Source organism: Bacteroidota bacterium (genome assembly GCA_018692315.1).
In the GTDB taxonomy this organism is placed as follows: domain Bacteria; phylum Bacteroidota; class Bacteroidia; order Bacteroidales; family JABHKC01; genus JABHKC01.
This window is the reverse complement of the sequence record JABHKC010000047.1, coordinates 26,973-53,748: the sequence shown is the minus strand read 5'-3', so window position 1 is coordinate 53,748 and position 26,776 is coordinate 26,973. Positions and strand designations below refer to the sequence as shown.

The 26,776-nt window shown below is 34.2% G+C and carries 6 protein-coding genes; all 6 read right to left on the bottom strand.

Annotation, left to right across the window (positions count from 1 at the left end):
- Positions 1-900: hypothetical protein (locus tag HN894_04195; GenBank protein ID MBT7142517.1), on the bottom strand; the 900-nt coding region annotated here is incomplete at its 3' end.
- A 27-nt stretch (positions 901-927) separates the two neighbouring features.
- Positions 928-1,977: a T9SS type A sorting domain-containing protein gene (locus HN894_04190; GenBank protein ID MBT7142516.1), complete on the bottom strand. Its 1,050-nt coding sequence runs from the start codon at positions 1,975-1,977 to the stop codon at positions 928-930.
- A 20-nt stretch (positions 1,978-1,997) separates the two neighbouring features.
- On the bottom strand, positions 1,998-10,166 hold the full coding sequence (locus tag HN894_04185) for a T9SS type A sorting domain-containing protein (protein MBT7142515.1): 8,169 nt from the start codon (positions 10,164-10,166) through the stop codon (positions 1,998-2,000).
- 63 nt (positions 10,167-10,229) lie between these two features.
- The gene (locus tag HN894_04180; protein ID MBT7142514.1) at positions 10,230-25,403 is read right to left on the bottom strand and encodes a choice-of-anchor D domain-containing protein; all 15,174 of its coding nucleotides are present in this window, start codon (positions 25,401-25,403) and stop codon (positions 10,230-10,232) included.
- A gap of 35 nt (positions 25,404-25,438) precedes the next feature.
- A complete protein-coding gene (locus tag HN894_04175; GenBank protein ID MBT7142513.1) occupies positions 25,439-25,891 on the bottom strand; it encodes a LamG domain-containing protein in 453 nt (150 codons plus the stop codon).
- A 4-nt stretch (positions 25,892-25,895) separates the two neighbouring features.
- Positions 25,896-26,615 carry a T9SS type A sorting domain-containing protein gene (locus HN894_04170; protein MBT7142512.1) on the bottom strand — a complete coding sequence of 240 codons (720 nt, stop codon included), beginning with the start codon at positions 26,613-26,615 and terminating at the stop codon, positions 25,896-25,898.
- Between the last annotated feature and the right edge of the window lie 161 nt (positions 26,616-26,776).

Genomic DNA, 26,776 nt, shown 5'->3' with positions numbered 1-26,776 from the left:
AATAGGATTAACCGTAGTATATTGACTTTGTGTATTTGTGCAAGCATTTGTATCGGTAAAAGCATAAATTACAATTGAATATCCTACACCCGGAATAGATGGTTCAAATGTATTTCCTACCATTCCGGTTCCAGTAAAAGTGCCACCAGCGGGCGAGCCGGTCAATGGAGAACCAATTTCATCAAGGCAATATTCTTCAGCAAGCCCTGTAAAACTAACTTCTGGCAAAAGATATACAGAAACTGATTGTGTATCGCTTCCAAATTGCCCCAAAGGATTAATATATGAATAAATAATTTCAAATGTACCTTCTCCAGCAATTACCGGATTAAATAGATCGCCAATCATTCCTTGCCCGGAGAAAATTCCGCCTGCCGGAACAGCTGTCAAAATACTTGAATTGGAATTAATGCAATAAGTTGAATTTAGTCCCGTAAAACTAACATTTAGAGTTGAATCAAAACTTACGCTACCATTTATGTAACTAACCGGCAAAGGAATACCATTGTAATCGGCAATTTCGCAAGCCGACTGAAAAATCAGGTCGGAGGAAGCTCCATTATAAACAAACTGTAGTTCACAAAAATTACCATTGGATACGTTAATTCCCGATAATGTTGCATTCCAGGCAATCCCTACTTGTTGCAAATTTGGCATAAAGTTTCCCATTGTTCCAGCAAATTGAGGATTAATATTTACGAGAGTGTCAAAATCTAAAACACTGGTATCGAAACCAATAAACAAAGTAATTGCTCCAATATTAGTAAAACTATTAAGATTTATCGGCACTTGAATTGTGTCGCCAGGATTTGCTGATATATTTTCAACAGAAACTGTTTGCGAGTATAAATTGGCACTTAAAATTGCGAATAAACAAGTAAGTAGAACTAATTTTTTCATTATATATATTTTTAAAATTTATATTATCTATCTTGTAATGAGCATTTTCTTAGTATCTGAAATGGAAATATTCCCAGAACTAAAATTCAGTTCGTAGAAATAAACTCCCTTTTCAAAATCATCTGCATCAATATTAATTTCATAAATCCCATTAGTCAAATATTTCAAATTTTCCTGCATTATAGTTTCCCCTAAAGGGCTGATAATCTTAATTATAACATTGCCACTCTCGTGAAGAAGAAATGAAATTTTAGAAGTTTCATCAAATGGGTTCGGATAGTTTTGAAACAACTGAAAATATGATTTTGCACTATTTCCTTCGATTCCTGTAAAAGTATCTACAAAAAGGCTTGCTGAATTAGAAAACGTTGAATTACAACCTTCTACATAACATCTGAATGGAACATTATTTAAACTTAAAGTAACATTTGAGATTTGAAGTTCTGAGGTATTAGCGCCTGAGAATATCCCGAAATTAGCAATATTAATCCAATTAGAACCATCATTCATTTGCCATTGGAAAAAACTTGCATTTTCAGCAAGAATATCAAAAATTACATTTTGGTTTTCAGTTGCTGTGATATTTTGTGGCTGAGAAAGTATTGTTGGCAGCGAATTTGAATTTATAAAACCGTTAAGGAAATCAACATTTAAAACATTTGCATTATAGTCGCCTATTTCGCATAAATTGCTAAAACTGAGATCGCATGAATCATTTTTATATATGAATTGCAAATCTAACCAATGAGCAGTTCCAATATTTGCTCCCGCAAAAAAAGCACTCCAAACCAAACCAACTTGTAAACCTCCATTTATTGATGGCATTGAATTGCTTAATACATTTGGAGTTAGGGAGTGAACATTAGAAATAGTATCAAATTCTAATACATTTGTATCGTATTCTATGAAAATGGAAATTGCTCCAATATTGTTCAAATTCTCGAAATTGATGGGAACCAAAATAGTATCGCCCATACAAGCAGATTCACTTGACAATGAGATATTTGGATTTTGACAATAAATATTTGTAATTGTCAAAAAAACCAGAGCTATAACTATTTTTATAATCCTATTCATAGAAAATATTATTCAGTTAATTATTTTAGAATTACCATTTCTTTAGATTTGATGTAATCTCTTGTTAAGCCATCTACTTCAATTTGATATTGATAAACTCCTGAAGGTAAATTATTTGCATCTATAGTAACTTTATATCTGCCAGATTCTTTATTTTCATCAATAATCTTTGAAATTTTTTCACCAAACATATTATATAAATTAATTATAACATGCGAATATTCAGGTATCTGAAACTCAATTTCAGTAGTCTCAATAAATGGATTTGGGTAATTATTGCTCATGAAAAACTCCGTGCTTTCTGAGATATGAATTTTTGGAATAGAAAGCAAAACTTGATTAATAACATTTGCATCGCCATCGGCAAATTCGCAATATGGAGAAAGATCAAAACTTACTATAGAATTGTCAGGTCTATCAATGGTTTTTGCTTCAATGAAAATAATAGTATCATTTGCCATGAAATTTATGGGAGACAAAGAATCCCAGGCAATCTTTATTTCGTTACCAGTAATATTGAACATGAGTTCATTATATTTTGATTTAATATCCATTACTTCAATAAATTCGGCAGGATATTCAATAAACAAAGAAATTGCTGCAATTTCCATTTCATCATTAGCAATTACCGGAATATTTACCATTTCGTTAAGTTTGGTTTCTATGGTTTCTGCATTTTGAAGATTAACAGTTGGTGTTAAGGCAGATTTGGAATTATTACTAGAAGGTGGCAAATAAGAAGCATTTACATCTCCAAAACATAATCCTTGAATATCGTAATTGAGCATAGTATTCAGAACAATAGTGTCTGAACTGTACAACCAATCTCCTGACGGAAATGCCGATATGCTTGAAATAGTTCGTCTTTTTACTAATAAACCATCAGTAGCGTTTATATAATTACTTGCATTAACATCGCCGGCAATTTGCCTAAATTGGCTTAATGCAAATGCTCCAACAGTAAATTTATTTAGTATTAGAGCATCAGTAGAATTTACTCCATTCCATGGTATCGGCGAATATATATCAAGTAAATATATTCCTGCTTGATTTGAACTAAATTCATAAAATCCTCCTACTGAAGATGTTGTTGAATCGACTATTATCCCTTCAGTATTTTCTAAATATAGCTGTAGATTTTCTAAAGGTGAATTAAAATCATTTTCATAAGTAATATAACCACTTAAAGAGAATTCGCTTGGATTAATTATTGTTGTAGCATCAGCACATTCTTTCATTTCTTCGGTATTTCCAACATTATCCGTGGCTATTGTAAAGAAGCCATATGTTGTGTTATCTGTTCCTGTGAAATAAACAATACTGTCAGGATGATATTCTTGTACAAATTCAAATTCTGCATTATTTTCACAAACATATAATTTAAAACTTGCTATACCTGAACCATTGTTATCGTCTTGCCCAATAAGGTTTAAAATAATTGTAGTAGTATCGCTCACTATAGGTAAAGAATCTACAAAACTCTCTGGTGGATAAGCATCAATAATATTGAAAATCTCAGGTGTATTTATAGGAGGATTAATATCGAAAACTATTTCTGCTTCTGCAAAAATTGTATCGCCGGTTTGTGAAGAATTTTTTGGTTCAATTATATAACTTACAAATCCTTCGCCAGAACTTAAAGTATCATTTATTGGCAGAAAACCGGTTAAAGCATCGGTTGGAGGCAATCCTGTTAAAGGATCAATTGCTTGAAAAACCCAGAAAAGTTCATTGCTTACAACATCAACTCCTGCAGTAAATTCAACATCATAACCCAAGGAATCAGGCATATCAATGACTGTAAAATACGAAGCAATATTCTGATTTATAGCAAAAAAGTCTATTCCAAAACCAAAATCTCTTACTCTGAAAGATAATGGATCAAGGTTATCATCAAGAGTTTGACGAATTTCTACACGTTGAGCTGCTGCTGTTGCAAAAGTAGAATCGTTCTCAAATCTAATTGTAAAAGGAAGGGTTTCATTGACTGACACAAATTTTCCATCACCATATCCTTTTGGCCCGATAATATCGTTCGGATCACAAGATGTTACCACTGCATTACATAAATACCTTCCGGCACAAAGTGCAGCATCACCAAAACTAGTAAAACAACCTAAAGTATTTGTAACACTATTTCCTCCTGTATGGCAGTTATATAAACCTAGTCCACATCCAGCTGCCCCTATTAAACAACCTATAGGACCACCAGTACATCCAAGTAAAATCATACCACCACATCCATAATATGCCCAAGCACATCCGGCAGCATCAAAAAAGTCATTACACATTTGTTGACCAAGATTATCAGAGCTACAAGGAACGTTGCCCCCTGGACCACTTGGACCACCGGATCCACTAGAACCTCCTGGACCAGAACCGGGTCCTGAACCAGGACCGGAACCCGGGCTACTTGGACCAGTAGGTCCACTTGGACCACTCGGACCAGTTGAACCGGGACCAGAACCACCGGGTCCACTTGGACCACCAGGACCTCCAGGTCCACCAGGACCACCGGGTCCTGAACCGGGACCACCGGGACCACCAGGTCCACCAGGACCGCCGGGACCACCAGGTTGTCCGGGACCACCGGGTCCACCAGGACCGCCAGGTCCACCAGGCTGTCCAATGTCTCCAGGATTTACACCAGGTCCGCCATCGCCACCAGGTCCGCCGTCTCCAGGAGGAGTTATTCCTGAACCTGGACCACCAGGTCCACCCGGACTACCGGGTTCTCCGGGAGCACCAGGTCCGCCTGGAACCCCAGTTTCTCCTGGAAGAGGAACATGAGCAGTAAAACATAGCACTAACGAATCAGTTCCAAACAATGATAATGAAAAACTACCTCCATAAAGAATATTGTAAGTTGTAAATCGAGAAACATCAATTGCAAACTTATTTACGTCAAAACCAACAAAACCTCCATCTGCAATTGCAATTGGCCAACACTTATCAACTGCCGGATACCATCCCGCAAGATAGTCGGGATTGTTATAATAGTCTAATGAAGCAATACGAACTACAAACGGATTTAGAGCTGTTGAAGTGACTGTGATTGTTCCGGAGGCTGAAACCAAATCCCAGCCAGGGTTTATTCCTGCTCCTCCATGATATTTATTAATTTCCCATAGATAATCCTCTCCTTGTCCGAATGTTTCATTTACATATGAATCTGTTCCCGGACTTAAACCCGGATCAAAAGTATAACTTCCTGAATATCCTCCACCGGTAAAATCGCCTGTATAACCGTATAAACAAGCAAGGCAATTCCAATTAAATCCGGTAGTATCAAAGCTTGTTAAAAATCCCGATGAAATATATGCTGAAATAATTTCGTCTCTCCAGATTGTTCTATCGCTTAGATAATAAAGCATTTCTGTATTTTGATCAACATCAAAACTTGCAGGATCACCTAACATTTGTTGCCGTAATCCTTCGGCAAACCCTAATTGTGTTTCAATAAATTCTGAAGAAGTATAAGCTCTGGCTCTAATTCTGATTGGAAAAACAGCTGAATAAAATCCACTGACAATTAAACTTACTGAGGCTATTTCGCCTGGTTTAATATTTCTACCAAAAATTGGAACATATTTATAATTTGCATACTCCATCCAATCCTCAACATCTTGGGAATAATTTTCCATGAAATCGCTCATTGAGAAAATTTTATCTGAAACATTCAAATTAACAACCGTTGTAGAAATCGGAATTGTAAAATCACCTTTAAAAAATGGAATATCGACATTTCCAACATTTTGAAAATAGAAAGCATAGGAGCCATTATTTCCTACACGAACCAAATTTGGAGAAACAGAGTTATAATCAATTAACATTCCGCTTGAAGCTTCAATAGTTAAACCATTAATAACCAAAACTGTATCTGCATCTTCAATAGCCCTTACAGTATAAGTACCTAAAGGAACTGTTTCTAAATCCCATTGTACCTCAAGATTCATACTATTTTCATAACTACTTATTACAGCAGTATTAACAATATTATCTAAAGTATCTATTAGCGTAAATGAAGTTTGAGATGTAAATCCTGCTCCTTTAATTCTACTACTAACAATTCCTTGCCCAACAGTATCGGGAGAAATACTCAAAATGCTAAATGGCAAAGCTTCAGCAAGAATAGCAATTTCCTGAAATCCGTAGAAATTTGTTGGAGTTTTAATCAAAATATAATAATCGCCTGCTTGTGTTGATGGAACTAAAACTTGCTGATTTACAGCCTGTGGGGTCTCAAACATATAATCGAAATCGCTTAGTGAAGGGACACGACCAAATGCAACATATACTTCATTTGAACCATTACTTTGATTACTTGTAAGACTTATTAAAAGATCAAGGTCGTTAGCAACATTTACCTTATAATATAGTATATCGCCAATATCGAGGGTATTTGTTTCGCTTATATCTAAAAATAATTCATTTATTGAAAGAACAACTGTATCCTGAGAAATCAATTTATTATTTAAATAATCCGATTCATAAACCTGATTTAAGATATTAGTTCTTCCAATATTATAATATCCACCAGGGGTTACTCCTGGGGTTTTTCCCGAAATTATGTCTGTTATAGAATCTCCCGGATTTAGAGTGATATTTTTATCTTTCATTCCGAGCATTCTGTCCACAGAGCCATCATAGGTATTATCTGACGAAAAATAGAGTGCATCACGCAAAAAGCCAGTAGCAACGTGCGTACCAACATTTTTAATTGTATAATTTATATCTAAATTTTGACCTAAATCAACACTATCAGGCATCGAAACAGAAGTAACAATTAAGTCAGATGGGTCCGGGGTTGAAATTGAAACAGCTTGATATAAAATATTATTTCCTCCATTATTATGTTCATAAACATTATTATATTTATTCGTTTTTATTATAAAAAAGTAATTTCCTGAAATTCCTGAAGGAATATTCATAGTTATACTACCCGAATATGAGGCTCCTGAAACTAATGCACCACTGTGATTATAGGAGGTTATAGAATGATTCCCATAACTCAAATCATTCGATGAACTTAAATAAAACCCTTCCGTCCATGAATTCTCAACTGTTACTCCACTACCTTGATTCGTTATCGTAAATGGAACAGTAATTTGCTGACCTGCAATAAGATTAGTAGGAATAGTAAAATTATCGACTACCAAATCGGGTGGATCAGATAAAATGATATTTATTGTATTTTCAGTTTTGTTATTATAAAATAATGTATCTTCATTATTATGATCGTAGTAATCAGTATAAAAAAGTAAATAGTAAGAACCGGATAATCCATGAGGAATTGTTAAACTCCAATTTGAGGAATATGAAGTTGTAGGCAACATCATACCATTATATACTTTTTGTCCTAAATAAATATCATCATTACTATAAACATTATCGCTCGATAAATAAAATCTATCATACCAATAAGTTGAGCTTGTTTGATAATTTCCATTATTAGTAACTTCCCATGAATAAGTCATTGGAAGTCCCGAATAAGCAGTTGCAGGACTAGTTAAATTTGTTACAATCAAGTCGGAATAAGTTGTGTCTGGTGTATATACAGTACCACTACCACTACTACTTGTATCAACATCGCCAAATACTGCAGAAACACCAACATTATTACCTTCATACAAATACTCAAAAATATTGTCATAAACATCAGTATAAACAAAAAGATAGTGGTTTCCTATAATATTTAAAGGCATTGTAAAAGTTACAGTAGTAGTATAAGTTTGCCCTGTATCCAGATTTGTAAAATGCGATGCAGTTACTAAAGATTGTGCCCATCCCGGATTCCATTGAAGGCTTGATGAGATGTAAAGTCTATCACTCCAAGAACTTATGGCAGTTCCAATTCCTTGATTTTTAATTGTATATGTTACTTGGGTTGCGGTTCCAGCTACTATATTTGCTGGCAATTGAACATCTTGAACAATTAAATCGGCATACGGTGTAAGGCTAACATTAATTGGAATATCTAATCTCGAAATATTATCATTATCATAAGTATATTCAAAAACCTGATTGTCACAATCTGTGTGAATATAAATATAATATTGTCCAGAAATTCCATGAGGTAATGAAAATGTGAATGATTCAGAATAAGTAGAATCTGGCAACAAATCATTTCCTCCAAAAATATATTTCGAGTCAACTTCATCAACAAATTCATAATTGAAAGTATCTAATGTTGAAAGGTATATTTTATCCTTCCATAAATCTTCAACCGGGGCATTTGCTCCAACGTTTTTCCCTTGCCAATTGACCGTAATTTGTGAGCCTGAATTTGCACTTGCCGGAGCTGAAATACTATTAACAACCAGATTTGGTGGAGGAGTTAATGTTACACTAATTTTATTGCTTGTCCTTAAATTGTTGGTATTGTCTAATTCTTCGGCTTTTCCATTATAATCTGTAATTACATGGATAAAATAATCTCCATAATATGAATGTGGAATATTCACCTGCGCAATTTGATTATAAATACTATCTACCGGAAGATAGTCAGGAAAACTATACCAATCGGAATAGACATCGCAGTTTGCAGGAATACTAAATTCTTCATATCTAAAGCCAATATAGTTGGAATTTAAAAGAGTACTATTATTTGAATTAAAAATTGAATCAGTAGATATATATATGCCGTCATACCAATGATGTTCGTAGTAAGAGCAATTTGCTAATTGGTATATATAGTATGAGCTGACATGTCTATTCTCACCAATTGCATTTGCAAAACCAGAATTTTCTACAAAGTAGTTTACATTAATTGTATTTCCTGAAAAAACTGAGTTTGGTATTCCAACTGAATTTACAACTAAATCTGATTTGGGTGGAAGTGTGATTGTCAAGACTGCTGCAGATATATCAAATGATTCATTATTATTGTTGTTGCTTTCCAGCAAATGATTTGAAACATCAGTATAAACAATAATATAATATTCACCGAAAATAGTGGCAGGAATATAAAACAATTGATTTTGTATATAACTTTCATTAGTATCTAATGCACTAACATTCTGAATTCTACCAAGTTCAGTATCATCCGAACTTAAAACAGTATCATTTGAAAGATAAACGGCATCGTTCCAAGTTTGTGATAATGAACCACCTAAACCTATATTTTTCACTTCCCATTCAACAGCCAAATCTTGTCCTGAAAAAATAGACGGTGAGGTTTGAATATTATTTACAACTATATCAGGTAGATTTCTAAGAGTGAAGTTTTGAATGGGTCCTGCTACCTCAAAGCACTGATTTTTTGAAACTACCTGCCAATTGTATGAACTACCATACTCAACTTGGTTATTTAATGACATATTTATAAGACTTTGGTCAGGAAATTCTGGAAACTGCGAAATGCTTCCACCAACTTCCCAAATATAAATATCGTACAAAGTAGCATTGTTTGCAGGCATCCATGAAAGATTTATTGGCATTGATAAAGTTGTTGCACTATCTGAAGGAAGCATATTACTAACTTGTGAAGGAATTCCTTCTGAAAAAATACTAATTGTTAAAGATGAATTTCCCGTATTAGTTCCATCGCTCACTGTAACAGAATAAGTTGTTGTAACTAAAGGTGACACATATGGATGTGGAACAGCAGAAACAAATCCTACAGGTTCGGATGCCCAAGTATATGTATAGTTTCCAAATCCACCATAAACGGTTGTTCCAAGCTGAATACTGTCGCCAAGGCAAATGGTTGGAAAAAAAGACATTATGCTAACATCAATTCCAACTGACACATAACCATCAATATAATTTGGTGTCGGAAGAATCAAGTTTCCAATGGAATCGGTAATTTCACAATTTGATGAAAATTCGATAGGCGAATTTTGCCCGTTGAAAAGAAACTTCAAGTCAAGCAATTTTCCATTTGTAATATTAATTCCACTTAATGAAGCCCAGGAAATTGCTACAACTCCATTGTTTGCATTTGCAAGATGTTGTCCGTTTAGCAATTCATTGTTCCAATTCAGGGCTCTTCCCCACGACAATACATTTTGATCGAACTCTAAATATAAAGTCATTGAACCAACATTCGAAATATTACCTACATCGATACTGACAATCACACTATCGCCAACATTTGCAATAACAGAATCGGCTTTAAAAAAAGCTTGAGAATATGAAAATGTTGTGAACATTATTATGGAAGCAACTAATGAAAATAATTTTTTCATGGTATATATTTTTTATTTATTAATTCACTTTATATCTTATATAAACTTATGTGTTTAAATGTATTACCTAAATATATTCATTTTTTTAGTTTCAGAATAATTATTGCTTTCACCTTCAACATAAATTTTGTATAAATAAATGCCTGAAGCATATGATGAACCATCAAATTCAACTTCATATTTTCCAATTTGCTGTTCTTCATTAACAATTATTGCTATTTGCTCACCCAGCATATTTTGAACAACTAATTTAACATGAGCAAATTCGGGCAATTCATACTTAATGTTTGTAATATTACTGAATGGATTCGGACAATTATGGCTGAGTGAAAATTCTGAATTCAGACCTACAGTTTTTATCGAAGGAACGGAAATCGCAATTCCTTGAAGCACCGTCGCATTTTCATCTGCAAATTCACTTTCATAACTAAGATTAATTCTTGGTTCACTTTCGGTGTTTTCTGTTCTTAGCATTTTTATTGAAAGAATTTCTTCATTTTCATTGAAATGAATTGGAAATGCATTACTCCAAGCAATTCTTATTTCATTTTCAACTACATTATATAACATTCCTTCTGCTTTTGAGCTAATTTCAACAACTTCACAAAGTTTGCCGGAATATGACAATATCAAAGTGAAAGCTCCCAAATCCAGGCTATTTGTGCTACTTATCGGCAAATCGAAATATTCTCCAACAGAAACATTTATTGTCCTGTCATTTATTAAAGTTAAACTTGACTCAAGATTTTTTGAAGAAGAATAAGTATTTGAGGCATTAACATCTCCAAGGCATAAACCTGCAAAATCTTCAGTAAAATCAGCATTGTTAATTATTATCTCCGGATTTTCGAAAATCCAATCGCCGGCATCAAATGAGGAAATATATCCAACTGTGCGTCTTAAAACAAGAAGAGCATCTAAGCTACTTATGGTTGAACTCAGGTTAACATCTGCTGCTTCTAATTTTAATCCATCCAATAATTCAATGTAAACAATATGTCGTTGAATTAGAAGAGCGTCAGTAGCATTTATTCCGCCAAAAGGCAATTCAGTTGAAGCCGTCAAACTATAATTTCCATTTATAAGCTGATCAAATACAAATTCACCATCTGTACCAGTTTGTGAAGAATCTAATACAATCCCCAAATTATCAAATAAATAAACTTTTGAATTTGGCATAGCCGTTAAATTTAGGTTATCGTAATGTAATTGCCCATCGAGTGAAAAAGCAGAAGTTACTGTAACAGATTGTACAGCAGTTGAAATACAGGTATTTGAATCTGCATATACGTAAGAAATTGTGAAATATCCAACACCCGATGAAGCCGGACTAAAAACATTGCTCGACATTCCAGAACCATTAAATATTCCCCCTGATGGTGAACCTATAAGAGTATCTTGTGGATCATTATCAAAATATAATGAACTAAGTCCGGTGAAACTAACATTTGGCAAACTGAAAATTTCAACAGATTGAGTATCTGAATTTGTACAATTATAAATGTCAGTGTATGAATATATTATTTCATAAATTCCAGGGTTTGTTCCGGGAGGATAAAAATAATCGCCAAAAATTGCTGGACCTGAAAAGCTTCCACCCACAGGATTTCCAAACAATGAATCTCCTAATTCGTATGGACAATAGCTTGCTTGTAATCCGGCAAAACTGACATTTGGCAGAGGATTAGTAAATACGCTAATATTATCATAATTCAAACAGCCGTTTCCATCTGTTACTGTAAGGTAATAGGTTCCGGTTATGTTTGTTGTTAAGCTTTGTTGAGTAGATCCGTTTGACCAAAAATATGTAGCAAACTGTCCGCCTGATAATGTAACATTATCTCCTTCACAAACAGTTAGATCATTACCAAGATTTACATTTGGAAGAGGATTCAAAACAATTTCTATATCATCAGAATTTGAACAAGCTGTTGTATCTGTAACTGTGAGACTATAAATTCCGGAGGTATTTACTACGATTTCTTGTGTTGTTTCTTGAGTTGACCATAAATAACTTGAATAAACACCGGCATTTAAATTAATAAATATTCCATCGCAAGCTTCAATATCATTGCCAAGATCTACCGAGAGCGGAATTATACTGACAATAATTGTGTCGGAGTTAGTACAAGCATTTGTATCTGTAACAAATACAATAAATGTCCCTGCAATTTCTACATCAATTGTTTGAGTGGTTTCCTGTGTTGACCAGAGGTATGTATCAAAAACTCCTGCATCAAGGGTTTCATATGAAGCTTCACAAATTTCAATATCTGCACCAAGATTTACTATTGGTAAAGCATGAACAAAAACTTCCACGCTATCATTATTCGTACAAGCAAAACCATCACTTACGGTCAGATAGTAGGTATCTGTTTCATTTACTGTTATTGTTTGGTCGGTTCCGCCATCAGACCAAAGATAGCTCGCAAATTGTCCACCATTGAGTGTGGCAAATGAGCCTTCGCAAATATCAAGATCATTGCCTAAATCAACCGCAGGCAAAGGATTCACCGTAATAATTATTTCATCTGATACTGAGCATCCTGAAGTATCGCTAATTGTTAAACTATATGTTCCTGTTACTGAAACTGCTATAGATTGTGTTGTTTCCTGATTTGACCAGAGATAGTCCTGATAAATACCGGCATCTAAGACTACGGATTCTCCCTGACAAATTGTTGTATCTGCACCAAGATCTACAATTACTGAAACTGAGCTGACCATTATAGTATCACTTGCTTCGCAGTCATTGGTATCGCTTACAACAACAAAATATGTTCCAGCCAATTGGACATCAATGGTTTGAGTTGTTTCTTGATTTGACCATAAATATGAATCGAAAACACCTGCATCAATTGTTGCTGCTGAACCATTGCAAATTTCAATATCTTCTCCAAGATATAGATCAGGCAATGGATTTACAAAAACTTCAACACTATCAACATTTTCACAAGCAAAACCATCTGTAACCGTTAGGAAATACATATCTGCTTCATTCACGCTTATTGTCTGATTTGTTCCGCCCTCAGACCATAAATAATTTGCAAACTGACCTCCGGAAAGTATTGCAAACTCGCCTTCACACAATTCTACATTTGCACCCAAATCAACAGCAGGCAAAGAATTAACTGTTATAATAATTTCATCGGAGTTTGAGCAGCCTGTAGTATCAGTAACTGTGAGACTATAAACTCCCGGAAAGATTGCAGAAATTGTTTGTGTTGTTTCTTGAGTTGACCATAAATAACTTGAAAATACTCCCGCATCTAAAATTACATTCTCAGCTTCGCAAACACTTGTATCTGAGCCTAAATAAACAGAAAGAGGAATAACACTAAGTTCTATAATATCAGATGCTGTACATCCATTTATATCGGTAACAAAAACGCTAAAAATGCCGGCATCTGCAATATCAATAGTTTGTGTTGTTTCTTGTGTAGTCCATAAATAACTTGTAAAATTCCCAGGGTTTAGAGTTAGAACAGAGCCTTCACAAATTGTAGTATCTGCACCCAAATCAATTTCCGGATTAGGATAAACATAAATATTTATTCCATCGGAATCGGTACAACCAAATCCGTCAGTAACTGTAACTGAATAATTACCATTATCTGAAACTACAATTGTTTGACTTATTGAAGAATCTGACCACAAAAATGATGCATAATAGCCTGGATCTAAAGTGGCAGTTTCGCCATCACAAAGGCTAATGTCGCTACCAAGATTGACAATTACATTGCTTACATTTACATAAAATGAAGCAGTTGTTGTGTGATAACCATCATCCACCAAAACTGAATATGTGGTAGAAACATTTGGAACAACAGTAATATTTTGACTGGTGCTGGAAAAACCTGCCGGAGAAGAAGTCCAGGAGTATAAAAATGAACCTGAGCCACCGCTGGCAGATGCACTTAACTGAACTGTATCCCCAAGACAAATAGCATTTGAGGAAGACGATATATCAGCAATTATAGATGGAAGTGGTGTTCCAAAATCAAGATATTCTGTATTATTGAAAGTATTAAATTCATCGGGAGTGCAATTTGTTATTGTCAAATATATTCTTCCGTAAGGAACTGTAACATTCCAATTAATTGGTACATCAATGGAATCGTATGGTGCTGCAATAAATTGAACAGTCGTAATCCATGTTGTGTCTAAATCGTAAATTACATAATAATTAAGATTTGCCGTTCCGGTAGCTCCACCATTATTTTCAACCACTCCGTTAATAATAATTTGGTCGCCAATATCTGGGAATGTGTCCGATAGCCAAATTCCTCCAGCATCGGAGAACATCATATCTGGAGCATCGCCAACAATTATTGCCCGGCTGGCTTCATTATTCAATTCATTGTATTCTTGAACTTGTTGCTCAACTTCATCGAGCGTAACTCTAATAACATGAGTTCCAATAAGTGGCGAGGAAAATGAGTCAGTACAAGCTACTGTAGAATCTTCGTGTGCCAATAGTCCTGAAACATAGACAGAATCTCCAAGTTGAACACTATTTACATAAAAACGCACATAAAATGGTCCGGTCGCAACATTTCCGTTGTTAGTAAATGAACCAAAAATATTAACCACTTCGTCGGGATCAGGATTCAATTCGGTTGGTGAAATATGTTGTGAGAGTACCTCTAAATCAGGATCCTCTCCATAGACATGAACATATAAATATGTCCAGTTGTTATTTTCGTCCCATTCGCAATAGCGCGTAGAATCAGGATAAATCATATCTGCCCATATTTTCACAACATAATCGCCTGTAAAGGGGAATGTATGCAAAACCTGCGAGCCTGAATAACTTTGATGATTTATCAATGGAATTCCATCGTAATGTTCCAAAACTCCATCAATCAGATAAGATACAAATACCGTATCGGCATCAAATGTTCCATTATTGTAGATTCTGGATTTTAGAGTAACTGTAGAACCCACAAGTACATTTATGTTGCTCGAATAATAATATGGATATAAACTCGGCACAAAATCATAACCGATACGCCTTTCAGTATAATTGTTGTATTCGTTTGTTTCAAGAATAAAGTCATCTTCATCTACAGTTGCTGAAACCAAATGCTCACAGTCCGCAACCAACCACGGATCAGAGGTAATTAATATATTGGTAAATGAGGGCAGATGTTCGATGAGGATAGAATCGCTAAGTTGTGTGCCATCAATATAATATCTCACATAAAAACTATCGGCATCGGCAGTTCCATTGTTCCAAACTGTTGCAGTAAAATTGATTAAATCTCCCATATCGGGATTATATGCTGAAAATGAAATATCGGAAATTGTAAGGTCTGCAATTGCTTGTTCTACATAAAAGCCTTCCATGTATGAATTATTAAATTCGTTGGTTTCAACTACCAAATCTGCCGAATCTACTTCAATTAAAATATAGTGCCATCCAAGATCTGTAAATACCTGATTATATAGATATAAATAATCGTAGCCAAAACTTGAAATCTGGTCAACTGGCAAAGTAGCTAATTTTGTGGTATCGGTGCCGTAAATATGATAAATATTTGCATCAGTTATGTCAGAATAAGTACACTGCAAATTCCTGATGGAAAAAGTCATATTTATGGGCTGCCCTTCGAGAGGTGAATTGTCGCTAAACCAAATATCATTTGGATTTAAGTCTGCTTCGAGCGGATAAATATATCTAGTTTTTGAGCCATAATTATTCCATTCCGAAAGCTCAGCAATTACATCATTCGGGTCAATATCGACACTTACTGAGTGATATCCTACAGTGTTGTAAGTTACAGTAAAATTAATTACCTTATTTGTTCCGGGAGGAATAGAATCGAAAGTTTCTGTAAAAATCAAATTATTATCTTGAAAAATATGATTAAACACTTGGTATGCAGTTACATTTCCAATATTTGTAACATAGGCTGTTACATCAATCGGCTCTCCAATTCTACGACATTCGCTCGTCCAATGAATATCTGTTCCCCACCAATAAGTGATAGCGAGATCCGGTCCCCAAATTATTTCGTTTGGTACGAAAACAGTAAAGTAAACAGTTGGTGCATTTGCCAGAAGCGTGAAATCTGTAACTGTAGCATTCACAGCATAGGTTCCAACATCTCCCGGAGCAGAAAAATAAATATCAAAATCTCCATTTGCATTTGTGTAGCTTGTGTAGGTAATTCCTGTAGCAGGAACTGTCATTGTTACTAATGCTCCGGCAACATTTGAATTTGGATCGTATGAATTAACATAATCGGCATGACCATAATAATGCAAGGTTCCCCATGGCGAAACAGTTGATGGAGTAATTCCTGCCGTAACTACAATTTGTCCGGGGATGGAAAATTCTCCAACTAAAACAGGTCTGATAGCAAAATTGTTTAATTCATTATCTTCTATTAAAAAGTTTTGTTCATCAATAACTACTTTTATTGGATAATATTCATCAATAGGGAAAACATGATTGATAGAAACATTTGATTGAGATTGCCCTGAAAGATAAGGTATGAATAATTCAACCAAGAATGAATCTTCTTCATAAAATTTAACACTAATGTTTGAAGCCGGATAATCGGAATTGTTATGAACAGTTGCAGTAATTGTGATTTCCTGGCCAACTGCCGGTGTCAAATCCGAGAAATTTATATCGTTTGCATATATTGAAATATCAAGCATATCGTTGCTGACAAGTGGATCGGAACGATAATTCACTCCTTCTCCAATTGATTGATTTCCGAGAGAATCGTAGGCAAAAAATGAATAGCCCAAGAGTTGATTTAATGGTAAGGTTGTTACAAAAGAATATGTTTTTCCATCAGTATAAGTATTATCGCTTGCATCAACTTCATACATCAGAATTTCATCTTCGCCCGAATCGAGAAAATCGGCATCGCCATTTTTATCAATTCCAACAATTGGATAACCTATCATTGGTGGATTATTATCGGCATCAGTATAAATCACTTTATATTCAAAATATTGAGAAGTATTTCCAATGAGAGGATAAACTCCATTTGTACCACCATAATCAATATCGTCAACATAAGTCAAAATTGGAGCCTGAGACAAATAAAATCCTCTACCGTCAAGTAAAAGTTCTTTAGTGCCAATAGAATTTACAGTCCATAAAATAACACCTTCGAAAATACCCACAGTGTCAGGATTAAAACCAACTTCAATGGTTTTGGATTGACCAACTCCAATTGTGAAAATTGTATCAGAAATAGTAAAAATATCATTCGACAAATTCCAGTCATCCATAGTAAATGGAATATTTCCAGTATTGTAAATTACGAGGTTTTTGGTAGCTCCAGCCATTATATCTACGAGGCCAAAATCCCAATCGGACCAGGAATACGACCAAGCTGCCTGAGCCTGCTCCCCTATTCCTTCGAGAGGAAAATTGAAAATTCCAACAGAGGTTTCAACTGTGAGCAATTCGCTGTAAGTTAAAAGTGCTGCCGGCATAAAGAAAATTGGAATATCAATTGAGCTACCTGCGGCAAGAAAAAATCCGGCATAATTGGCATCAGGCGAGAAAGGGGCTACAGAATATAAACTATCAATTGTTATATCAACATTTCCATTATTTAGAAGTGTAAAATTTAAAGTTTCTCCAATATCTTTTACAGCATATCCAAAATTCAAAGTACTCGGAATCGAAACTAATGTTGCATGTAAAATCTCTAAAGAAACAGGAAGATTGAATGTCAGATTTGAAGGATCGTTTGTAATAAAATCAATATTTGTAATATAAGTTCCGTGTGCAAAATTACCATCATATGTTACAATAATTGTATCGTTTTCGCCAATAGGAATTGTTCCAGAATAGCTATTCAAACTAAGCCAAGCGACACTTTCGCTAAGTGTGAAATCTAAAGGTCCTATTCCCGTATTTAAAATTATGAAGGTGTCGGTTTTAAATTCCTCAAATGTTACATAGTTTGATAATTGATTTACATCAATAGAAAACAGAGCGCCATTTATTTCTAATGAAACGGAAATGTTCAGCTGAGGATTTGTATAGTCATTTGTATTCAAAAGAAGATTTGAAGTATAAGTTCCTCCATCGTTCGTACCATTAAAATCAAGACTAACTATAACAGAATCGTGAGCCGGGACAACTCCAATTGTATCAGATAAAGTGAGCCAATTTGAATCGAATCCTGCAAGATCCCAGTTCATAGCTCCGTCTCCAGAATTATAGATTGTTAAATATTGCGTTTCAGAATTTCCCCAATTCAGGACACTGGAAAACATGGATGTATCGACAGAAACTATTGGAGGATCAAGTCCTAAACCATTTAAACTGATTTCTAAATTTGGAATATTTGCTGCATCACTCATCAAACTTAAGGTTTCAGAAATTACACCGGAACTTGATGGAGAAAAATAAATTTCAACATTTTTTTCAGATAATGGATAAATTTCTGTATAAGGCAGAGACACAGAAAAATCGTTATTGCTAAAATTCCATGAACCAATAATTATTCTTTCAGCTCCATTGTTACTGACCGTAAACGCCAAAGTATCGCTTTGTCCAATGTAGGTATTTGCAAAATTCAAAGCTAAAGTAGAAGCACTAATTGAACTTAATCCGGTAACATTTAATGAAACAGGTATTGTCAGTAAGGGTTCATCAGGATCGTTTGAAGAAACATTTATGTTTTGCTCAAAAATATTTGCAATAAGATTATTTGCATCAAAATCTGCTGAAATTGTTTGCGAGGACATTGCACCTACAGTTCCTGAATTCGACGAAAGTGATAAAAAGTTATTAAAATTAATTCCTGAATTTGTCCTGCTCGAATTTCCATAGAAAGTTCCATTATTAGAATTTGAACTTTCATCAATTGCAATATTGCCAGAGCTTTCATCAAATTTATAATATAAAACTAAACCAGTTTCGGTGCCAAGCAATGATTGATTCATAACTGATTGAATTTCAGATTCGTTGCGAGCTACATCCCAAATTCGGAGTTCGTCGATATAACCATCAAAATATTCATTCAAATGAGAACGACCAATTCTCAAATTTGCAGTATTTGCACTAATTGTGAATGGATACCAAATTAATTCTGCATCAAGAATTCCATTAATGAAAATTTGCATTTTGCTACCATCGCAACTTGCAGCAATATGAGTCCAATTTCCAATTGTAGCAAGCGAACTGGAAACAACTGTTTTACTATTGTTTAATGTAAATTGGTATTTTCCATCTTCGTTTATCCAAAGCCGGTATGTCCCAACTGACGAATATTCTTTTGCAACTATAAACTCCTGATTATCATCATTTGGATAAATCCAAGCTTCAATGGTAATTGCAGTGTCGGGATTTAGGCTAGCAGTATTTATTATATTCAGATAATCGCCGGTTCCATCTAAACTTAATGCCGATTTTGCAGGATTATCAATGGAAATGCTGTAGTTCAAATCTTGTCCACCATCATTAGATATGGTAATATTTTGAGATTGAGCAGAACCCGAAGTCATTGTAATATTTATTGAATCGGGTAAGAGTGAAATATCTTGAGGAAGATTACCCATTCCCTGCAATACAATTTGCTTGACAGGAATATTACTTGCATTTGAATAAACAGTTAAAATTCCTGAATACAATATGCTCAAACTTGGGCTAAACTCAAGTGGAAGAGTATCAGTCTGTCCTGGTAGTATGAAAAAACTATTTTGTCCGCTATTAGCAAAATATAGTGACGACAATTCAATGGAGTCAATAAATAATGTGTCTGTCCCAGAATTTTCAAGAATTAAAGAATAATTTCCAGTTGTGCCAACGTCCACTGTTCCAAAATTGATATTATCAACAACTGTCAATTCAGGCGAACCGAGAACATTTAGATCAAGATTGAAAATAATTTCAGGATTTGTAAGGTCGTTTGAAATAATACTGAACGAATTTGTATAAACCCCAGCATAAACTCCTATTGTTGAAATATTTAGAACAATTGCTAAACTGTCGTTCACAGGTACTGAGCCTGAACTTGGGATTAATGACAGCCACGAAATTGTATTATTAATTGAAAAAACCAAATTGGCTTGTCCACTATTTGCAATATAAAATGTATCGGTTTCGATAATACCAGAAGTTAAAGTATCAGTCCAAGATGTATTTTGAACTTCAATATTTGGTGGTGTCAAACCGGTTCCCAATAGAGTAATGAGTAATGTGTCAAAATTTGAGGCATCCGACAATATATATAAAGTATCTAAAAACAAACCATCGGAAATTGGAGCAAATGTTACTTCAAGTGTTGCATAAGCTAAAGGAGATATACTATCTGGAAAAGCGATTAAATTGGTTAGCTGGAATTGTGCTGGTGAGTTGAAAACAGAGTCGATATGTAATACATCTGTTCCGATATTTTGAATCTGAATACTTAAAGTTTCCGTTTCGCCAACAATAATTTCACTAAATATAAGATTGTCAGGACTTGCTGCAATTTGAGCATTTCCTGTTACATTTAGCGATATAGGAATAATTACTGGTGAATTATGTAGAGTATTGTTATCAATAACCAATTCTGTTTCATACAATCCATCAATCAATCCAGTTGAATTAATATCAAGCATAATATTGGTTGTTCCTAAAGGAGGTACAATACCAGTTAGGTTTGAAATGGAGAGCCAATTTACTATAGGTGCATTTATTTCAGTGATACTTGCATCACCATTCAAAATACCATTATTGCCATTCACAGTTAAATCAGTTGTAGTAGTATCATCAAAATTCCAATAGCCAAGCAATCCAAGCTCATTTCCAGATAAAGATTTTGTATAGTTATCTGCGATCTCACTTTCTGTTCGAGCAATATCCCAAATTCTAACTTCATCAATCATTCCATAGTAATCATAGTAAGTAGGGACTGAATAAGCTAGTACACCCATATGCAAGCTATTTGATCCGTTAAGTATTGATGATTGAGAATAAACAATTGAAGAGATTACTTCATTACCATTAACATATAGAAATAGCTGAAAACCATCGTATTTCATTGATACATGTTGCCACTCATTTTGTGTAATTACATTAGGTGCATTAATACTAATCATTTGGTTGTCACTACTTCTCCAAACAGAACAATATAGATTTGCACCATTATAATAAAAATTAAATCCTCCATTAGGCGTGCAACAATCCCTTCCATTACTAAATATCCATTGGTGTCCACTTAACCCCATGGGATAAATCCATGCTTCAAGTGTTGTTTGGTCCAAATTATTATATTGACTAGAAACTGATAAATAGTCATTATCTCCGTCCAATAATAAAGAATTTCCAATAATATTATCATTATTATGAGTATGGGAAATATTATAATCAAGTTCAACAATTCCAGAATTAGTTATTGAAAGTGTTTCTAAGGATGAATCCGGTTCATCAAGAGCAACAAAAAACTCCATGGGGTTAACTGAAATTTCTGGAGTAATAAAACTTAATTCAACAACAGAATACTGACCATATCCAAATGTTCCATCACCGAGAATATAAGTTGCATTTGCATTAAACTCACACGGGAATCCATTTATTTCTGTCCATGATTTAAATTGCATAGTATCGCCGGAAGTAAATCCTGCAAGATTCAAAGTAGGATCAGCTTGCCATGCAGTAAGTTGAATATTTCCTGTCAAAGAGCTAATTGCCACAACTCCTACACAAATTGTATCATCAAAAACTGCAATTTCATCTCCAACTTCCCAAAATTCTGTCAGGTTTGTATTTTGAATTACAATTGTATAAGGTAAACCAGTTGAAACTACTGGAACAAAATATCCATCAAATCCCAGGCCATTTGCAGAAAGAGTAAGATTTCCGGCATTAGTTGAAATTGTAATTGTTGAATTATATGCTTGAACAGTAGTCGGGACAAAGTTTATAAATACTTCCTGATTATCGTTGGTATTTTGAAGACTGAAGCTTGTAGGGTTGATAGTGAAAGCTCCATTTATTGAAGTGATGCTGCTAATTTGTAAAGGTGCTGTTCCAATATTTATAACATTAAAACTTAAAGTGGCTGTATCGTTCAAGTTTACATTCCCAAAATTTAGTTCAGTTGTAGAAACTGTTCCATTTGCAATTCCTACAGGAAGAGCAAAACCATCAAGCGAAACTGGAATTTCGTATGTATCAGGATCATCGCTCAAAATTGTCAGAACTCCGGAATGATTTCCTGCAAAAGTTGGAGAAAATGTTATTGAAACAATTAATGAATCTCCTGCATTAATCAAAGCATTAGAAATATTGTGAGTATAAGAATCAGAATTATCTGAAAGATCAACTTCTAAAAGAGCATTTCCATTATTATAAATAACGATATCTGCGGTAACAGATTGATTCATTTCAACCTGTCCAACATAAACATAATTGCTTGATACTGAAATGTCGGGCTCAATTCCGGCATCTCCACTAAGGTTTAAAACAGAATATTGTCCAAAGCCAAAAGTACCATCTCCAATAATGTAAACTGCTTGTGCATCTACTTCAACATCAGTATTATAAATATTTGTCCATATTTTAAAATTCATGGTATCGCCAATAGTGAAACCTGTCAAAGACTGGTTCAAATCTTCTTGCCAGGCTACAATATTGTGGTCTGCAGAAATTGGACTCTCGTTTTCAATATATGTATTTCCATAAAAAGTTCCGTGGTTTCCGTTTGAAGTCAAATCATTAGCCGAATTATTGTCAAAATTCCAATATCCAACAAGTCCGGATTCGTTGCCGAGAAGTTTATTATTCATGTCCGATTGTATTTCGGTTTGAGAACGTGCATAATTCCAAATCCTAACTTCATCTATATTTCCGTTGAAATACTGTCCGGATGTATGTACAGAAGAGCCTATTCGGACAACATTACTTGGCTGGAAATTATGAGTACAATTGTAACTGTTACCAATTTGATTCCCATTTATAAACAAATTTAATATACCATTCATTCTCCGAACTGTAATATGAAACCATTGATTTAGTGAAGGATTATATGAATATGAATAAGATGAGTTCCACATATAAACATATAAGCTACTAGAGCTATTTTGCCTAATAATAAAGGAATTTGACCAATGTCCAATTTCGATGTAGGTATTATTTGATGAAAAAGATGATGGATTAGCCCAAAGCGAAACGGAGAAATCGCCACTACCAAAATCCCAATTGGAGTCATCAGGTATTTCAATATAATCTCCACTCCCATCAAAACTAGCCGATTTTCCATTTGCCGAATTACTAACTCCTACACAAAGTGTATCATCAAAAGCAGCAATTTCATCTCCAATTTCTATATTAAAACCTTGAACTTCTGCATTTTGAACAATAATATTATAAGGCAATCCTGTAGGTTGAACAGATGTAAAATGTCCATCTGTAACAATTCCACCAATTGGAATTGATATATCTCCATCATTAGAGAAAACTGTTACTGAACCTGAAAAAACTCCTAAGCTTGTTGGTGAAAATTGGATTTCGACATCCTGATTTCCATTTTGTCCTAAAGTGAAGAAAGTATTTCCGATTACTGAAAATGCTGAATTTGAACTTGTAATATTTGTTACAGAAAGATCGCCATTACCGGAATTATTTACATTAATATTTAGCGAAACACTGGTATTTACTGCAATATTTCCAAAATTCAAATATGATGGAGTTACCGATATTTGTGGAGTTGCAGTTGGCAGACCTGTACCATAAAGTTCTATTTCAATAATACTTTGGGTAGGATGATCGGTTTCAATTGTCAATGTTTCCTGATAGATTGCAACACTCGTAGGAGTGAAAGTTACAATTATTGTATCTGATTGTCCCGGAAGCAAAAATCCGGAAAAAACATTTGTTGTAAAATCTGATAAACTGGTCGAAATATTCAATATTTGAAGATTAGCATTTCCATTGTTCGTGATAATTACTGTATCATTAAGGCTAGTATTTATTTCTAAAGCATTAAAATTCAACAAAGTATCTGAAATACTAACATCTGGTGAAAGCCCTGTTGAAATATTTAGGTCTACAACAGCAAACGAACCATTTCCGAAAGTTCCGTTTCCTTGAACATAAGTTGGCACAGCTTCAAAAATTTCGATGTTCGAATACCAATTTGTGTAGAGTTTAAAAATCATGGTATCGCCTGGAGTAAAACCAGCAAGATTTTGATTTTGGTCGCCCTGCCATGCAATAAGTTGCATATTTCCGCTATTCGAATAAGTGATAGCACCAACACATAAGGTGTCGTCGAAAACTCCGATTTGCGAACCAATACCTGGCTGCATTCCATCAATCAATAAATTTGTAATTACAATATTATACGGTATCCCTGTTGGGCTAACAGGAGAAAATGGCATATTCCCATTTGGAGGTGTAAGCGGCGAATTTGAGCTTACAAATGCTGCATCTCCATATAAAGTTGCATAATTATTAAAGGTTGACTGGTCGTAGGCAATATTTCCTGAGGTTTCGTTACAATTCCAATATCCTAACAATCCAATTTCGTTTCCTGTAAGCTCATTGTTAATTATGTTTTGAAGTTCAATCTCGTTGTGGGCTATATTATAGATTCTGATATCATCAATTTTACCATTGTGATTTCGGTTCGACAACTGGCTCCTGCCAAAATATATAGGAATCGAAGATGGGTTTTGAACTTGATATGTGTAGCTATTGCTGGTGTATTCTATACCATCAATAAAAATCTTTATCAAATTTCCTGTTCTGACCACAGCAATATGATACCATGTATCAATAATCCAATCCGTTTTTGAAGGTTTTACATTATTTAATTGCCATCCCGAACCATTGTCATCAATCCAAAGATTTAAACGATGGTCACTATCGTGATTATATTCCATTGCTATCCATTGAAAATCGTTTCTCCCAAATAATCCATCATGAACCAATGATAGATTGTCGAGAGTCATCCAAAAAGCAATTGTAAAATCGTCGGTACCAAATTCCCAATTGTTACTGTACGGAATCTCAATATAATCTCCACTACCATCGAAGGCTATTGCATTATTTTGTGTCGTTATTTGATTAACAGGAGCTGATGAACTAACAAAACTTGCATCACCTGATAAGTTGGCATTATTAGAATTCGATGTAGCATCATATGCTATAAGCCCCAATTGCTCATTAAATTTCCAATATCCAACTAAGCCTATTTCATTGCCATACAATTCGCTATTCATGGTTGATTGAATCTCAGTTTGGTTTCTTGAATAATTCCATATTCTCATTTCGTCTATAGTTCCATTAAAACGCTGTGAATTTTCTAATTGTCTATTATTAAATCGGAGGAATTTGTGGATAATGTATTGCTTACAGTAGCCTGACGAGTGATAACACCATTAACATAAGATTTAAGAATATTGTTAGAATATGTCCATGCAATATGATACCAATTTCCATATTCAATGTTGTACTCAAATTCCCACCAACCTGAACTAGTTCCAGCTAAGTTTATCTGAAATCCTTTTCCAATAGAGTATTCATAGTCATAATCCCAATGCAACCAATATATATTGTTTTTACTTAAAATCGGACAATTGGTCATTGATTGAGGTTTAATCCATACCTCAAAGGTTATTTCATTTGTGAGATTAAAATCATTACTATGAGCAATCTCAGCATAATCACCATTACCATCGAAGGCTATTGCATTATTTTGTGCATTTGCATGTGAAGCAAACAATATAAGTATCAAAATGGATAAATATTTTTTCATAATCTTATAATTTTTTGAGTATCTTTCTAACACAATTTTTTTTATTCGTCTGTAAGTTAATCAAATACAAACCGTTTTTAATAGTTTGTCCATTAGTATTTTTGCAATCCCAAAAAAATTCTTCTGCTCTCTGCATATTGAAATCATTTGAGAAACTTTGAATTACTTTTCCTGAAATATCATAAATTGAAATTTTATAGCTTTCACTGATATCTAAATCAAAATATATACTGAGATTTTCATTAAATGGATTTGGAAATACAGTAAAACAATTGTCATTCTGAATTAATATATTTTGCGTTGAAACAACGCCCGAATTTGCATTAAGCTCGACAACAGAGTATGTTCCAAAACCAAATGTGCCATTTCCTTGAATAAAACTTGCACTTGCATCTATAATCAGGCTGTCATTATTAATAACTGTCAGGATTTTAAAAATCATTTGAGCTCCGGCAGTGAACCCTGCTAATTGCTGCGAAACATCTCCCTGCCACGCAACCAATTGAGTGTTGGCTTGTCCGGAATAGTTTACTACTCCAACGCATAAACTATCATCGAAAACTGCAATTTGTGAGTTGTTTGTCAGATTGTTATTATCAATCAAAACTTCGGAAACAATAATATTATATGGTATTCCTGTGGGTGAAACTGGAAAAAACGTAATTTGTGATAGTGAATTAAAACAAATTGACAAAAACAAAACTATTATAATTTTAATTTTCATTCTAACATTAACAAATTTTCTATTTCTAAACCTATTATTACAAACTTGATGATTAAGTTTTTCGTTTTATGGAAATCACAATGAAATATCAAACATAAATCACAATGGCATTTCATTAATTAATAATTTAACAGTCAGGCATTTAATAGCCTGACTGCTAA